The organism is Pseudoteredinibacter isoporae (genome assembly GCF_040372805.1).
Lineage (GTDB): Bacteria > Pseudomonadota > Gammaproteobacteria > Pseudomonadales > Cellvibrionaceae > Pseudoteredinibacter > Pseudoteredinibacter isoporae_A.
In genome coordinates this window covers 521,224-536,717 of the sequence record NZ_BAABWJ010000001.1, presented here as the reverse complement: position 1 = coordinate 536,717, position 15,494 = coordinate 521,224, and the positions used below count along the sequence as shown (strand labels likewise).

Sequence of the window (15,494 nt, the reverse complement as noted above, 5' to 3'; positions counted from 1 at the left end):
TGCCGTCACAAATCCCGACCTTTGTCATTATTCCCGCAAAATATGTCCGGCTTTTTCTGCAGGCTGCGGCTACACTGAATTTGTTCAGTGCTCTCTCAAAATAATGCCTCGCAATAATAATGATTAAGGAGTTCGAAATGCCTGCAAAATTTGTGGATGAAACCCCGCGCAGTGTTCACTTTTACAGTCGAGCCGCTGCTATCGCTGTCGACGATGATATTCCTCTGACGGAGCAGGATGTGGATGACGTGGCAGAAATTTTTCAGACCCCGCTCACCGGCAGTTACAACTGGGATTACAAGCTTCAGGATGGGCGCATCAAGCAGTTGTACGAGCTCGGAAAAAAACTGAATTGGAATGTCGAGAGCGATCTGGACTGGAGCAAACCTGTCACTTTATTGCCTGACGAGGTGCGCGCCAAAGTAGGTGGCTTTGCCGGTTTTGCGCCGTTTGAGCAATTGTCCGACGCAAAGAAGAAAGAGTTTCTGGATCATTGTGATGCCTGGCGTCTGGCACAGTTCTTACACGGGGAGCAGGGCGCCTTATTGGTGGCGTCTCAATTAGTGAGTTGTGCGCCAACCTTTAATGCAAAACTCTACGCCGGTTCACAAACTTTTGACGAAGCCAGACACGTTGAGGTGTTCAATAAATTTATTCAGGAAAAGCTGGGGGTGATGTACCCGGTGAATTATGCCCTTAAAGGAATCCTGGACAAAATTCTGACCGATGAACGTTGGGATTTGAAATTTATTGGTATGCAGGTGGTAATCGAAGGTCTGGCTCTGGCGGCTTTTACTTCCATGCACGATCGCTTACCAGAAGGCGGTTTGCTGAAGGACATCCTAAATTACGTCATTCGTGATGAGGCTCGCCATGTAGCCTTTGGCATTCACTATCTGGAAGAATTCGTAAAATCTTTAAGCGAAGAAGAGCGAGAAGAGCGGGCGCAGTTTGCTTATGAGGCCTGCGTGGTATCCCGAGAACGTTTAATTCCAACGGATGTGTTTGAATACTATGGCTGGGATGTGGAAGAAGCGCGCCAGGTATTTCTGGCCGGAGAAGGCAATACCAATTTTCGAAATCACTTATTTCAACGTGTGATCCCGAATCTTCGCCGCATTGGTTTATTGACCGAGAATATTCGCCCCAAATTCGACGAGCTGGGGGTACTGGAATATGAAAACATGATTGATGACGGCGATATTGATTGGGCTGAAATGAGTCGTCCACTGGATCAATTAAACTGATCGCATTATCGCCTGTTTGGAGTGGGCAGCCAAAACTGAAAATGTGAATAAAAAAGGGCGTGCAATCTGTTGCACGCCCTTTTTTACGGTTTTTTTGAATGGATATTTTGCTCTGTGAATGGCCGTTAATCAGGCTTTCTTATACGCCGCAAATAAAATTGCAATTAACACAAATTCCACCGCCAAAGGCATAATCGCCGCTTCAGTATAACCGTCGACAACTAAACCGGTGATGCGACCAATAGCCACACCTAACATAACGGTCGCGGCAGCAGCAAACCAGTGATTGCCTTTATTGATCAAGCCAAGGCTGGTGAGCACCATGGTGATAAAGAAAATACCGCCCATATCACCGCGAATAGAGGCCAGTCCCAAATTGCCGACGCCCTGCAGGCCGAGTTGTTGAGCCATTTCAACGGGGGAGATCAACGTCTTCACCCAAATAAAGGCACAGGTTAAAACAATAAGCACAGAAAGCGTGCGAACCAGAATTTTCATAAGAATCCTTTAGCTGTGTCAAATCACGGCTCGGCCAGTCGAGCCCCAATGCTGCCTAGGATACCATTTCTGACAGCTTATAGCGTAGTGCTTTACCCAATGGATTGCGGGGGATGGCTTCGAGCAGGATGAGCTTTTCAGGCAGCTTGTACATCGCAATCTGTTGCTCTTTGAGATACTCGCAAAGTTCGGCGAGGGTCAGGTTTTGCCCCTCTTTCAGCACAACAAAAGCCGCCACACGTTCCCCCATGGTGTCGCAGGCATAACCCGCCGCCGCGGCTTCTTCGATGGCGGGGTGCGCGCCCAGAAGATTATCCAACTCAGCCGGGGCGATGTTGACGCCGCCGCGAATAATCAGATCTTTGCAACGGCCGACAAAACGATAGAACTGCGCATCGGCAATTTCGAACAGATCGCCGGTTTTGAAATAGCCGTCGGCGGTAAATGCCTGCTGGGTTTTTTGCGGCGATTTGAAATACCCATCAAATACGGCCGGTCCTTTGATTTGTAATTCTCCACTCACGCCGGGACGATCGATGATGTCGTCGTTCTCCGGATTCGCCAGTCGCGTCTCCAACAATTTATTGCGGATGGGAAATAAGCGGGCGCGTTGATCGGGCTGCTGGGTATCATCCGGACCACACACCATGCTGACGCCTTCGTTGGACCCAAAATGGTTGACGATTTCAATATCGTATTGTGTTTTGAAACCTTCCACCATCCAGGCGTCCAAGGGTGCAGAACCTGAACCGATCGTATGAACTTTGGCCAGGGTATTGGGCGGTAACATTTCTGGGTGCTTGATAATATTGTTCAGCAGTGGAGGAGGCGCCAATGTGTAAGTAATGTCCTCTTCGATCAGCTGGCGAACAAATACCGCTAAATCCATGGGATGGTGTAAGACCATTTTCCCGGCACTGTAGAGCCAGCTCATCATTAAGCCGCCGATGGACGCCATATTGATGAATGGGAAAGGGTTTAACAACGCTTCGCCGTCTTTCAGCTTGTTGCCCTCGTAGGTCGCCAGACCAATCGTCAACCAATGATTGTGGGAGCGGGGAATGCCTTTGGGTTTTCCTTCGGTACCTGAGGTCCAGCAAATGGTTACAATATCATCGGCATCAACGGGGTGTTCATCCAGATAACTTTGCCAGAGCGATTCATTGATTTCGTCCTGCAGCAGGTTTTCAAATGCCTGACCATGCAGGGCTTGGCCGGCACCAATAGTATAATGGTCGGGTTTTTTATCCAGTTGTTGTCGACAATGTTCAACGGCCTGCCACATGGGCCCGCTGTGATCTTTGCCTTTGAAGGTATTCAGACTGACCACTATTTTGGGTTGCAGGATGGGTAGAATGTCCGCCAGCTCATGTTTCTGGTACTGCATAGGAACCGGGCTGATGATAGCGCCGAGGCGAGAGCAGGCCATATAGAGAATGACGAGCTCGACGATATTCGGCAGTTGCACAAAAACAATATCGTCCTTTTTTAATCCTGCGCGCATTAGCCCATAGCTGTACTGCTCGATCAAACGGTGCAAGGTTTGATAGGAGAGCGACTGGGCTTGTTGACCACAGAGATCCGAGCGATTTAAGGGATCGACCAGGGCGGTTGCGTCGGGTTTTTGTGTTGCGGTCTGATAGAGTACATCGTGCAGTTTTCGCTCAGCGAAAAAGCCTTGCTTCCGATACAGCTGGCGCAGTGGCTGTGGGGTGGTAATCATCACTCGGCTCCTTGGCCTGGGGCGCGTATTATTATTTGCGTAATGTAACTTGCGTTATAAGACCTTAATTATAATCCGAGCGGACCATCGTTTGTCCAGAGCTTGTACGGATTTATTTGCGGATCTCTTTAGTGGGCCTATTGTCGAGCCTGTTCATGAACCCTCTTTAAGGCCTTTCTACAGGGGTAAGCCGGCCTGTTGTTTTACATGGCCAAAGGCGAAACTGGATTCAATGGAATCAATGCCGGGTACCTTGGAGAAGCGCTCTCGAATAAAGCGTTCATAATCTTTGAGGTCGGCGGCGACCACGCGCAGCAAATAATCGCGATTGCCTGCGATCAGATAGCATTCAACAATCTCATCCAGAGTGGTCACGGCCTCTTCAAAGCGCTTAATAATGTGTTCTTCGGGTTTTTCCAGACGCACGCTGACGAAGACGTTCATGGCGAGGCCGCACGCTTCCTGATTCACTTTCGCGCTGTACCCCTCGATTAAGCCATTGGCCTCCAACTTACGCACTCGGCGCAGGCAGGGAGAGGGGGAAAGATTCACTTTTTCAGCCAGTTCTTCATTGGTTATTCGGGCATTTCGCTGCAGTTCACGCAAAATATGCCGGTCAATGGTATCCATTGGGTTCTGTCTCATTTTCTATTTGATTGGCAATATTCTGCCAAGATGATGATTCAAAGTGGCAAAAATCACAAGTTAATTGCGCGCCGGCTTTGACATACTTCAGTCAATAACATCATAAGAGAGCGCGTGAGATGAATGACTGCAAAGCCCGCCATTTGGGCGCTAAACAGCTGGCCCCGGAAACCCAGATGATGCACTACGGCTACAAGCCCAGCCTGTCTGAGGGGGCGGTGAAGTGCCCCCAGTTTCAAACCTCTACTTTTGTCTTTGATTCTGCCCAGCATGGTAAGGACTTCTTCAACTATGCGTCCGGCCGCGAGCCATTGCCGCCGGGTGAGGAGCCGGGTCTGATCTATACACGGTTTAATAATCCGGTTCTGGAAATTCTGGAAGGGCGTATTGCCCTTTGGGATGAGGCCGAAGACTGCCTGGTGACGGCGAGTGGTATGGCCGCGATTTCCACCAGTCTGTTGGCGCTGTCGAAGCCTGGTGATGTGGTGGTCTACTCAGAACCCGTTTACGGTGGTACTGATGCACTGTTGAGCAGCATTCTCTCCCAGTACCAGGTGAGCGGTATTGGCTTTTGTTCCAGCGACGGCGCGGAAGGTCTGGCAAAGGCTTTGGCGCAGGCAAAATCGCTAGGGCCTGTGTCAGTGGTGTTTGTAGAAACCCCCGACAACCCCACGAATCAGATCATTGATATCCGAGCCTGTGCCGACTTGATCGCAGCGGTTGATCAGGAAGAACAACCGGTTTTCGTCGTGGATAACACCATGTATGGCCCGATCTTCCAGAAGCCTCTCGATCACGGTGCTGACGTTTGTCTCTATTCCTTAACTAAGTACATTGGGGGTCATTCCGATGTGGTTGGTGGCGCTTGCTCTGGCCGCCAGGAGGTCATCGGTAAGATTCGCGGTTTCCGCAACATTATGGGCACCACCATGGACCCGAATACGGCCTGGTTGATCATGCGCTCTCTGGAAACCCTCAAGGTACGGATGCAGGCGTCGTCGAACCACGCCCTGAAGGTCGCTGAATACTTGCGCACTCACCCCAGAGTGGAAGCGGTGCTGTATCCGGCTTTTCTGGCAGAAGGGGATCCTCAGGCGGATATTTTTAAACGCCAGTGCAGTGGTTGCAGCTCCACGTTTTCGTTTGCCATCAAAGGCGGAGAAAAAGAGGCATTTGCCGTATTGGATAACATGCAGATTGCCATGTTGGCGGTGAGTCTGGGGGGCACCGAAACCCTGATTCAGCACCCCGCGTCGATGACCCATTCCTGTGTGCCAGCGGAACGTCGCGCCGAGATCGGTATTGGCGACAATCTGATTCGTATTTCGGTTGGCCTGGAGAATCCAGAAGACATCATCGCTGATCTTGAGCAGGCGCTGGGGTAAGCGCCGCCCCTTGATTCGCCTTACCGTTCATCCCGGCTCGTGCGTGGCCGGGATGAATATCCCTATAAAATATGTCTAATTATTTGGAATAACACGCCGATAACACCCTACGTATTTGAATTAACGTAGAGTGCGCCATGCAAGCTGATTCTCTCTCCCTGGCCAGCAAAATTTACTGGGCTCTGGGTCTTATTGCCGCCCTGTTACTGACGGCCAATATTGTTGTGTTTTATTACGATGAGCGTTCCCTGGCGGAAGGCTTGGTCAAAGATAATATGCAAACCCTGGCCAGCAATTATTTTGATTCGGTCAATGCCATGATGCTGACAGGCAGTATGGCAAATCGCAAAATCATCCAAGATAAATTACTGCAAGAAAACGATATCGTTGAGGCGCGTATCATACGTGGTGATAAAACTCGCGAATTGTACGGCGACGGCTTTGCAGATCAGCGTGCTAGCGACGATTTTGAACGCAAGGCGTTGCAAGGTGTTGCCGGGTTTCGCATGAACGACAAAGGTGAGCAGCATGTGTTGGAATACATCATGCCGGTCACAGCTGAGGAGAATTATCGGGGCACTAATTGTTTGGGTTGTCATCAGGCAAAACAAGGTGACGTCCTGGGCGCTGTAAAAATCAGTTACGATCTGGGTCGTGTCGATGGCGAAATTCGTCGTTCGGTGATGTTGGGGGCGGGTGCGCAACTGCTGCTGATCATTATCTGTTTCGCGATGCTGAGTCTGACTTTTCACCGCCTGGTGTTGCGCCGTTTGAGCCGATTGAAAGGAACGATTCAGCGGGTAGAAGACGATATGGATCTGAGTCGGGAAATCACCGTGCATCACGATGACGAACTGGGGGCGGTCAGTAAGGCACTGAATGCGATGATGCGAAAATTTAAGGGCAGTTTTCTGGCGGTGTCTGAAGCCAGTGATCGCTTGGTGGATTCTGCGACCAGTCTGGATAAAATTTCTTCGCTCACCAAAGAAGCCGTGCTCAGCCAAAAACGAGGTACGGATTCTGTGGCTTCGGCGATTAATGAACTGGATGCCTCGGCGCATGCCGTACGCAGTAATACTCGTGATGCGGCGGAAAAATCCGAAGCGGCCAATAACCGTGCCAGTGAAAGCCTGACACTGGTTAAGAAAACCCGTCAAGGTATCTTCCTGCTGCGCGACACCGTGGAAAGCAACGCATCCAAAATCGAAGAGTTGGGTGAGAAAACCCAGGAAGTGGGTGGTGTATTGGATGTGATTACCGGTATCGCCGAGCAAACCAATCTACTGGCGTTAAATGCCGCAATTGAAGCGGCTCGTGCGGGACCACAGGGGAGAGGCTTTGCCGTGGTGGCCGACGAAGTACGTCAATTGGCTACTCGCACACGAGAATCCATCGATCAAATTCAGGGTACCATCGAAGCTCTGCAAAACGACGCCAAATCAGCGGTGCAATCGATGCACGATGTCCGACAGCAGGCAAATGAGAAAGCCGATGATGTTGAAGCGGTAGCGAATTTGTTGGGCAGTATCACAGAGCAAATTCAAGTACTCGACGGATTGAACATTCAAATCGCATCAGCGACAGAACAGCAGAATCAGGCCGCCGATGAAATCAATCAAAATGTGGTCAGCATTGCTCAGGTAGCCGAACAGTCGAGCGAAGACGCTGTGCGTGGCAAGCAAATCAGTGAGAGCCTGCTCGAATTAGCCTACGGCCTGAATAAATTGCTTCAGCAGTTTAACTTGAGTAAGTAAAACGATTTGCTCCTTTCGGTGGAGGCACATGCCTCCGCCGTTTTCCGTCCTCACCAGTGCTGATTATTGTCTGATTCTATGCCGTATTTTTTCTTCAAGCTGTCGATTAACGATTGATTGTCAATAAGAAAAGCATTCAGTCGTTCAATCATCTCCCGATGTTGAATAGTCGATACTCTAAAACCAACAACCGTGATGGGGAGAGTGTCGTCCATCACCAACTTTCCTGGGTGACCCAGTTTATTCAAAATAAATTGGGTGACATTGTATTCGATGTCGGCGCCATCGGCTCGGTCTCGAAGTACCATTTTTAAGGCTAATTCAGGAGTGCTGGTTTCCACAAGTTGCAATTGTTTCTTTTTTAACAGTGCTCGCCATTTGGTGGGTGAAAAGCCTTTCGGGAATGCTACGGAGCGAAAGTTTTCTGCACCCACACCGTTGCGTCGACGTTGTACCATGGTGCCGTAGGTGGCCATGGTTAAAGCTCGGCTGAAGGTTTTGTCTGACGGATGCGGGTTCTCGCCTTCCAGCCAGCGGGCATTGCCTGGGTAGATAAAATCGATACTGCCCCGTCTTAGTTCATCCTGCAAACGCCTGAGGGGTAAAGGAACATATTCAAAGTGAAGATTTTCCTGTCTGGCAAACGCTTCCAGTACGGCCCAGGCATAGCCTTTGTCTTTCCGGCTAATAAAGTTGTATTGGGGGGAATAATCGAAGTTTTGAGTGCCTATTTTATAATGGTTTGTTGCACCAGCATGACTTGATATCAAAAATAGGCATAAGCACCGAATCCACATGGCCAGGCCTTTCCGTTGGCGAAAAATTCATTATTGACCCGCATGGTGCATTCTTCAAGATTCAGAAAAAGATAAAAGAAAAAAAGGACAATGAAAACGCTGCCAAAGCGAGAGCTCCGGCAGCGAGGAAATCAGACGCGCTCGACCAACATGGCTGTGCCGATACCAATGGCGCCGCTGACCGCAATTAAGGCTAAGGATTTATCCTGACGTTCCAGCTCATCCAGTGCCATGCCGACCAGCATTGCACCGGTGGCTCCCATTGGGTGGCCGAGGGATAAGGCACCGCCATTCACATTGTATTGTTCATCGTCCAGATCAAAATGACGCTGGCAGTAAATGCTGGTGGCTGCGAAGGATTCATTGAACTCCATCAGGTCCACATCTTTCATTGTCATTTTTTGGGCCGCTAAAAGTTTGTCGGCGGCATCGATACCGCCGGTCAATACCAGGCGCGGATCACCACAGGCATTAGCGAAACCGAGTACGCGGCCACGAGCGCTTACGCCGAGATCATCCGCAATGCTTTTGTTGCCCATCAGATTCAGTGACGCACCGTCGACCATGCCCGGTGAATTTCCAGGATGATGAATATGGTTGATCTCACTCAGTTCTTTAAATTGTGCCAGCAGTGCCTGGTCAATTCCCATGGCCCCCATCTTGGCGAACGAGGCTGATAATTCCGCCAGGCTTTCCAAGCTACCGCCGGATCTTGGGGCATTGTCGGTTTCCATCAATCCATGTTCGGTTGAAATGCCCACGACCGATCGTTTGAAACGACCTTCGGAGATCGCTCTGCTTGCACGCTCTTGACTGCGCAATGCGTAACGGTCGGCGTCTCCGCGGCTGATGCTTTGCAAACTGGCGATCAAATCTGCGCCAATACCCAATGGGAGATTGTGCGCAGCGGTCGCGACTTTCGGATCCATAAAGCCTGGAGCTTTATCGCTCATCATCGGCGTCCGGGACATCATTTCCACGCCACCGGCGAGTACGGCCTGATCTATACCCAGGCTGATTTTTCCCGCGGCAATGGCCATGGCGTCCAGCGCGGATGTGCAATAGCGATTGATGGTCATCGCCGGCAATTGAGTCCAGCCAGCGGTATTGGCCGCGAGTTTCGCGACATTGGCACCTTGCTCTCCGGTTTGAGTGGCGCTGCCTAAAATCAGATCTCCGCATATCTTTTTTGAACCCGGCGCTCGCGCTTCCAGTTCATTAAATAACGGTAACATCACTTCAATGGAAGACAGGCCCGATAAACCCGTGCCTGCTTTGGCTTTCGTTCTGGGGCTGCGCAGGGTTTCGTAAATATAAACATCATCGAAGGTATTCATTTTAGTTTCCTCGAGCTTCTTGGTATTCCTGAATAAGTTCCTGGGTTAAATCCGCAACGCTTTGAATGGATTGGCTGGCCCCAACACCCTGACCGGCGGCCCATATGTCTTTCCATTTTTTTGCATCGGCGCCCGCTTCGGCGAAATTAATGCCGGCGGCGCTGGGCATATTACGTGGGTCATAGCCTGCTTGAACCAAAGAAGGAATCATCCAGTTGGCCTTTACGCCAGTGATGGCATCGGAAATCATGATGTCATCGGCCGTGCAATCAACCACCATTTTTTTATAGGCATCCTGCGCCAGACTTTCCTGAGTGGGAATAAAACGGGTGCCCAGATTGGCCATATCGGCGCCCATAACTTGCACGGCGTGAATGTCGGCGCCACTGGAAAGACCGCCCCCGAGCATCAGCAAACCATCCCAGAATTCACGCACCTCGCGTACGAATACAAAGGGGGATAAATACCCGGTATGTCCGCCCGCGCCCGCAGCAACGAGAACCAAACCATCGACGCCAGCAGCAACAGCTTTTTTGGCAAAACCGGGCGAGATGACGTCCGCAACAACCAGGCCACCGTAGGCATGCACTTCTTCAATAATGTGGGCCGGGCTGCCAAGAGCCGTGACCACGATCGGAGGTTGGTGTTTCTTAATCAGTTCCAAGTCGGTATCACGCCTCGGATAAGACGGGTGTACCACAATGTTCACAGCCCAGGGGGTATCGCCGAGTTCGTTTTTAATTTGTGTCATCCACTGATCGAGAATGTCTGGGCTGCGAGCGTTGGGGGTCGGAAAGCAACCGAGCATTCCGGCTTTGGATGCGGCGATCACCATCTCGGGTCCGCTAATTAAAAACATGGGGGCACACATGGCGGGTAGGGTCAATGTGTTCAAGAGTTCTTCGCGGTTCATCGATCAGGGCTCCTAAATTTTCATGGCAGAGCCGATTGCACGTGCAACCAGCTTTCCAGCTTTGTTATGAATGGTGCCAGCGGTGGCGAGGGTGCGCCGGCCAGCATGTTCGACTTCGGCCCGTACAGTGAGTACATCTTCTGCGCTGGTGACGGGGCGAATAAATTTGCTCGTAATGTCGGTCATAATGTGACGCTCGCCGACATCGAGAAGTGTCATGACGGCAGCACCCATGGCAGTATCCAATAGCGTTGCCATGATGCCGCCGTGCAGGGTACCAATCAGATTGACATGCCGATCTTTAAGTCTGTATTCGTAAACCACATAGCCTTCGCCATACTCGGTGACGGTATACCCCAGGTTTTCTGCCATGCCGCCGCGATGCTCCATGGCTTCAAACTGTTCGATTCTTTCTTTTCCGCTTAAATGACTGAGTTGATTAAAATTAATAGGGTCGCTCATATTAGGAACCAGGATAGATGAGTGATTTGATTTCGCGCTTGACGACTTTCCCGACAGGATTGCGAGGCAGTTGTGCAAGTCGATGGAAGGCCTTGGGCGTTTTAACTGCACCGAGTTCGGCTTTCACTTTCTGGCTGAGCGTGTCATCACTCAGCCCAAACGTTTCGTCGACGCAAATGGCGGCTTCGACCCGCTCTCCCCAATAGTCATCGTCGACCGAAAAGACGGCGGCTTCACGTATGCCTGAAATCTCGCTCAGTACGTTTTCCACCTCCGCGGGGTAAACATTAAAACCGCCGCTAATGATCAATTCCTTGGCTCGGCCTTGTAAAAATAAATAGCCGTCTTGATCGATGTAACCCAGGTCACCGGTATGGAGCCAGCCTTCGCGAATTGTGTCTTGGGTTTTGTCAGCTTCCTGAAAATACCCGGCCATGACAATGTTGCCTCGGGTAATGATTTCCCCGCTTTCCCCTGTTGGCAATTGCTCACCCTGCTCATTAACAATGGCGATGTCACTGTGGAGGCAAGCCTTGCCCACTGAGCTTTGCAAACGAGACTGGGTCATATCCTCCGCTGTCATAGCGGTAATGGTCATGGGGGCTTCGGTCTGGCCGTAGACCGTTGACAGTTTGGGACCAAAAAAATCAATGGCTTGTTGAATTCGTTCCGGAGGCATGGGGGCGGCGCTGTAGGTGAGATGACGCAGCTTGGAAAAATCCGATTCTGCATCGGGGCCGCAATCCATAATTTTATAAATCAGAGTTGGTGGCATAAAACTGACGCTGGCGCCTCGCTGTCGAAAGGCTTCGCGAATGAGGTCGGTATTGGCCTGCGGTAGCAATACTTGCCGACCGCCAACCGCCAGCAAGGGTAAAATATAGTGAGAGCCGCCATGGGTCAGTGGTGCAACGGCCAAATTGCCATCGTTGCTATTGAACTGAAACAGCGCTTGCATATTTTCGACTACCGCAGCCACATTGGCGTGACTTTGCATCACTCCTTTGGGTTCGCCTGTGGTGCCACCAGTAAATTTAATGCCAAAGATGTCATCGGCTTTCGCTCGAACGGGCGTAAATGCTTGTCCGCGAAATGCCTGACTTAATGTTTGAATGCTGTTGTGGTGGGAGTGACGAAGATATATTCGGCTAGTGGGATCATCCGCCAGTGTGGCCTCGCTGTCGGGATCAACCAAAACCAGATTTGGCTGACTTTTTTGCAACAGTTGTCGATTCAGTTGTGCGCCGTTTTTCGGGTTGATTGGCACCCAACAATGACCAGCAAGCAAAATGGCCAGAAAACTCACCAGGTGATCAATATGGTTTTGTGCGCATAATGCTATGCGGCTGGCTTCCGGCACGCGGTCTTGCAAGACCATGGCCAAGGCTTCTGCGCGAATTTTCAATTCCTGATAGTCAATGGTCTCTCTATCATCACTTGCGGCAATAGCTGAGGCATTGAGAGCAAAGCCCTGGTAAACATAATCAATCGGTAAGGGAAGGTCGATTTTGTCAGCGCTCATGACTGGCGCTCCAGTACCGTCACTACAGTTGCGGCTTCTTCATGTTCGTAAAAGCCGCCGCCATTTTCGGCGACAGCGATGCGAGGGTTTTCTACCTGACGTTTGCCCGCTTCGCCGCGCAATTGTGTGCACAGTTCCTGCAGTTGCATAATGCCAGTTGCCCCAACCGGGTGACCTTTGGAAACCAAACCGCCGGAAGGATTGACGGGAACACGTCCGCCGAGTGTGGTTTCGCCCGCTTCTGTAAATGCGCCGCCTTCGCCAATATTGCAGAGCCCGAGGTTTTCGATCTGCTGAATTTCGGCATAAGCGGTGGCATCGTGTACTTCGGCCACATCCACATCTTTACCGTCTATACCGGCTTGCTCGTAAGCACCTAAAGCCGCGACGCGGCCAATATGTTGGGCAAAATCATCGGGCGCACGACTCTGACCGCTGGCCAGGTGAATGCCGCGAATTCGAATGGCGCGCTGACGTTGGTAACCTCGCTTTTCCAGTTTGCCCAAGGCGCTGCTGGAGCAGACAACGGCACACGCTGCGCCGTCGGAAATGGGGGCGCACATCGGCAAGGTAAAGGGCCAGCTGATCAGTCGGGCATTCATGATTTCCTCGGTGCTCATGTCATTTTGATATTGAGCCAAAGGATTCATAGTGGAGTGCCAGTGATTTTTAGCGGCTGCCATGGCGAGCTGATCCTGGCGGGTGCCAAACGTTTTCATATGCAGTCGTGCTTGGGCGGCGTAGCTGTCCATAAAAAAGCTGCGTTGACCGGTATCGATATTGCGTAAAGGCTCAGGAATCATATCCACAGCGGTTTGTTCGATGGCTTCGCTGAATTCATCCAGGCGGTCAATATCGGTGCCGCCCATAAAAGCCTTGAACATGGCATCGCGCTTCTCGGGGAAAAACATTTTTTCTGCTCCCAGCACCAACACCATTTCGGCCATTCCGGCGCGTATATGGGTGACGGCTTGATAGAGAGCAGACGAGCCTGAGGCGCAGGCGTTTTCGACATTGCAAATGGGAATGGATTCAAAACCCAGTGGGCGCAATGCAATCTGCCCACGGATGGTGTTTTGTCCTTCCAGCATTTGTTGGCGAGTATTGGAAAACCAGGCAGCTTCGATATCTTCAACGCGTGCACAGGCGTCGGACAGTGCGAGGTTAACGGCTTCGGCACTGAGATCTTTTACACTGCGGTCTGGCATTTTGCCGAGCCCGGTCATGCCGATGCCGGCAATTACAATATCATTCATACGAATTATCTGCTTGCGGTGAAGGTTGCCCAGCCATTGCCTGTCTGGTATCAGAAGTACGCAGCACCCTGAGGTACTGCAATGTCAATGGCGCGTGTTCAGCTGCGCATGACTTTACTTTGTACGATGCGAAAACGACTGGTAACAAATGCCAGATCCGCTAAACAGGCATTGCCCGCTGGGTTCAAACCGGTGACATGAAAATCGCTGTAGGCCGCAGCGAAATTAATCGGCATGCCCATTAAATTGCAGGCCACTGACGCCCCCGCAAAATTGTAGGCATCCTGTGCTTTCTCCAGAAAGTCATCGTCGATGCTGTAAACATGCGAGGTAATTGCACCGCGTTCTTTGGCGTCGCGGGTCGCCGCTGCCAAGCAATCGTCGGCGTCTTTGCCTTTGATCATAAAGGACACCGGGCCGAACAGTTCTTCCCGGTAGAGATCGGCGTCTGTGTTGCTGACGGCCAGAATTAATGGCGTTGCCGTGCGGGCATTAGGGAAGCCTGGATTGTCATACGGGCCGGAGTGACGCAGAACAGTGCCGCGTTGCTCGCCCTGTTCCGCGAGCCGGTCGAGGGTTTGGTAAATGTTGTCGTCGACCAGAGTGCCGCAGAGGAAAGCCGCGTTCTTGGGGTTTTCCAGATGGGCATCGACGGCCGCGACAATTGCCTGACAAACGTCTTCGTAAGCGACTCGCTCACCGTTCACTAAAATGCCGTCTGCCGGAATATGAACATTTTGTACGCTGGTGCACATCTGGGCAGACGCCTGGCACAGGGAGTGGGCAATGGCTTTGCTCATGGCGGCGAGATTATCGGTGGATTCGATTACCACGGAGTTGCAGCCGGCCGTTTCGGTGTAGACCAATTTATCGCGGCAATTTTGTTCGATCCAGTGACCAAACCTTGGGCTGCCCGTGAAGTCGACAATGGCCGTATCTGGATGCTCCAGCAATGCCATCGTGGCGGGCTCCTCTCGAGTGTCGGCTACCATGGTGACCAGGTTTGGGTCGTAACCCGCTTCACTCAGGATGTCCCGACAACGACTCACCATCAAGGCAACGGGTAGGATTGCCGCTGGGTGAGGTTTCATAACGACGGGATTGCCAGTGGCCAGGCTGGCGCAGAGTGCCGGGTAACCGTTCCACAGTGGAAATGTGGCGCAGCAGATCACCACTCCCACGCCGCGAGGCATCAGGCGATAGCGTTTTTCCAATCGGGCTGCACCATCGGCCCCGAATTGACGTTCCCAATCGGCGTTTGTAGGTACATCTTTCATGGCCTTGTAGGCATAGGCTAATGCTTCCAGGCCGCGGTCCAGGGCATTGGCGCCGGAGCCGGCAAAAGCCATGATGTAGCTTTGTCCGGAGGTGTGCATGGTGGCGTGAGCGTTTTCAAATAGCTGCTCACTGCAACGGTGGAGCATTTCCAGGCAAAGGCCCACACGCTCTTCAATACTGGTTTGGCGCCATTGGGCTTTGGCTAAATCAATGTGCTCGTACAGTGCTTCTACATCGGCTTTGGGGTAGCGAATGCCAAGGGCCTCTTTGGTGTAAGGGCTGATTTCCGCGCCGGTCTGGCCGATGGTTGCCGGTTGCTCAAGTGGATAAGGTTGGCCGAGCAGGGCTTCAAAGTTGGCTTTGCCTGCGGCGGGGCGCTCGCTGCCATGAATCTTGCTGCTGGGGCTTTCCTGATACGCGGTCCAGGCATAACGCTTGGCGCAGGCGTCCAGGGCTTTTTCCAGAGTGGCTTGGTGCTTCTCGAACCAGACTGACATGGGCTGTTCCTCGGCTTTGTCCAGAGATGGCGCCCTGTGAGTCAGGGCTTATTTTGTCAGTCCAATAATACAAGTTACATTGCCGTGGAGTAAAGACCCTGCTGTCCAAAGCGTTGTCTGGGGTGGCGATCAAAGTGCTAACCATAGACCTCTATCACTCGAATCATAAGCACACCCAGA

13 protein-coding genes are annotated in these 15,494 nt (G+C 51.6%); 3 read left to right on the top strand and 10 right to left on the bottom strand.

Features of this window, described 5'->3' with window-relative positions:
* The first annotated feature begins 137 nt into the window (after positions 1 to 137).
* The gene (locus tag ABWW03_RS02445; RefSeq protein ID WP_353406155.1) at positions 138 to 1,247 is read left to right on the top strand and encodes a ferritin-like domain-containing protein; all 1,110 of its coding nucleotides are present in this window, start codon (positions 138 to 140) and stop codon (positions 1,245 to 1,247) included.
* A gap of 129 nt (positions 1,248 to 1,376) precedes the next feature.
* Here the strand turns inward: ABWW03_RS02445 and ABWW03_RS02440 are convergent, their stop codons facing one another.
* The 3 genes from ABWW03_RS02440 to ABWW03_RS02430 all read right to left on the bottom strand — a co-directional run bounded on the left by ABWW03_RS02440 (position 1,377) and on the right by ABWW03_RS02430 (position 4,098).
* On the bottom strand, positions 1,377 to 1,745 hold the full coding sequence (locus tag ABWW03_RS02440) for a hypothetical protein (RefSeq protein ID WP_353406154.1): 369 nt from the start codon (positions 1,743 to 1,745) through the stop codon (positions 1,377 to 1,379).
* 55 nt (positions 1,746 to 1,800) lie between these two features.
* Positions 1,801 to 3,468 carry a class I adenylate-forming enzyme family protein gene (locus ABWW03_RS02435; protein WP_353406153.1) on the bottom strand — a complete coding sequence of 556 codons (1,668 nt, stop codon included), beginning with the start codon at positions 3,466 to 3,468 and terminating at the stop codon, positions 1,801 to 1,803.
* Positions 3,469 to 3,645: 177 nt separating this feature from the next.
* Entirely contained in the window at positions 3,646 to 4,098 is a 453-nt protein-coding gene (locus tag ABWW03_RS02430; RefSeq protein ID WP_353406152.1) for an Lrp/AsnC family transcriptional regulator, read from the bottom strand.
* A gap of 134 nt (positions 4,099 to 4,232) precedes the next feature.
* On the opposite strand from ABWW03_RS02430, the gene ABWW03_RS02425 reads away from it, so the two are divergent.
* Positions 4,233 to 5,498 (top strand): cystathionine gamma-synthase family protein, encoded by a 1,266-nt coding sequence (locus ABWW03_RS02425; protein ID WP_353406151.1) that lies wholly within the window; start codon positions 4,233 to 4,235, stop codon positions 5,496 to 5,498.
* Between the two features lie 137 nt (positions 5,499 to 5,635).
* A complete protein-coding gene (locus tag ABWW03_RS02420; RefSeq protein WP_353406150.1) occupies positions 5,636 to 7,252 on the top strand; it encodes a methyl-accepting chemotaxis protein in 1,617 nt (538 codons plus the stop codon).
* A 50-nt stretch (positions 7,253 to 7,302) separates the two neighbouring features.
* Here ABWW03_RS02420 and ABWW03_RS02415 read toward each other — a convergent pair whose 3' ends face one another.
* The 7 genes from ABWW03_RS02415 to paaN form a co-directional block, all read right to left on the bottom strand.
* Positions 7,303 to 8,022 carry a substrate-binding periplasmic protein gene (locus ABWW03_RS02415; protein ID WP_353406149.1) on the bottom strand — a complete coding sequence of 240 codons (720 nt, stop codon included), beginning with the start codon at positions 8,020 to 8,022 and terminating at the stop codon, positions 7,303 to 7,305.
* A 158-nt stretch (positions 8,023 to 8,180) separates the two neighbouring features.
* Positions 8,181 to 9,386, bottom strand: coding sequence for an acetyl-CoA C-acyltransferase (locus tag ABWW03_RS02410; RefSeq protein WP_353406148.1), 1,206 nt, complete (start codon positions 9,384 to 9,386; stop codon positions 8,181 to 8,183).
* Between the two features lies 1 nt (position 9,387).
* A complete protein-coding gene (locus tag ABWW03_RS02405; protein WP_353406147.1) occupies positions 9,388 to 10,299 on the bottom strand; it encodes an NAD(P)H-dependent flavin oxidoreductase in 912 nt (303 codons plus the stop codon).
* Between the two features lie 12 nt (positions 10,300 to 10,311).
* A complete protein-coding gene (locus tag ABWW03_RS02400; protein ID WP_353406145.1) occupies positions 10,312 to 10,761 on the bottom strand; it encodes a PaaI family thioesterase in 450 nt (149 codons plus the stop codon).
* A gap of 1 nt (position 10,762) precedes the next feature.
* Positions 10,763 to 12,283, bottom strand: a complete 1,521-nt coding sequence (locus ABWW03_RS02395) for a class I adenylate-forming enzyme family protein (RefSeq protein ID WP_353406144.1) — start codon at positions 12,281 to 12,283, stop codon at positions 10,763 to 10,765.
* A complete protein-coding gene (locus ABWW03_RS02390; RefSeq protein ID WP_353406143.1) occupies positions 12,280 to 13,539 on the bottom strand; it encodes a thiolase family protein in 1,260 nt (419 codons plus the stop codon). Before ABWW03_RS02390 ends, ABWW03_RS02395 begins: the two co-directional genes overlap by 4 nt.
* 98 nt (positions 13,540 to 13,637) lie before the next feature.
* Entirely contained in the window at positions 13,638 to 15,314 is a 1,677-nt protein-coding gene (gene paaN / locus ABWW03_RS02385; protein ID WP_353406140.1) for a phenylacetic acid degradation protein PaaN, read from the bottom strand.
* Positions 15,315 to 15,494 lie beyond the last annotated feature (180 nt).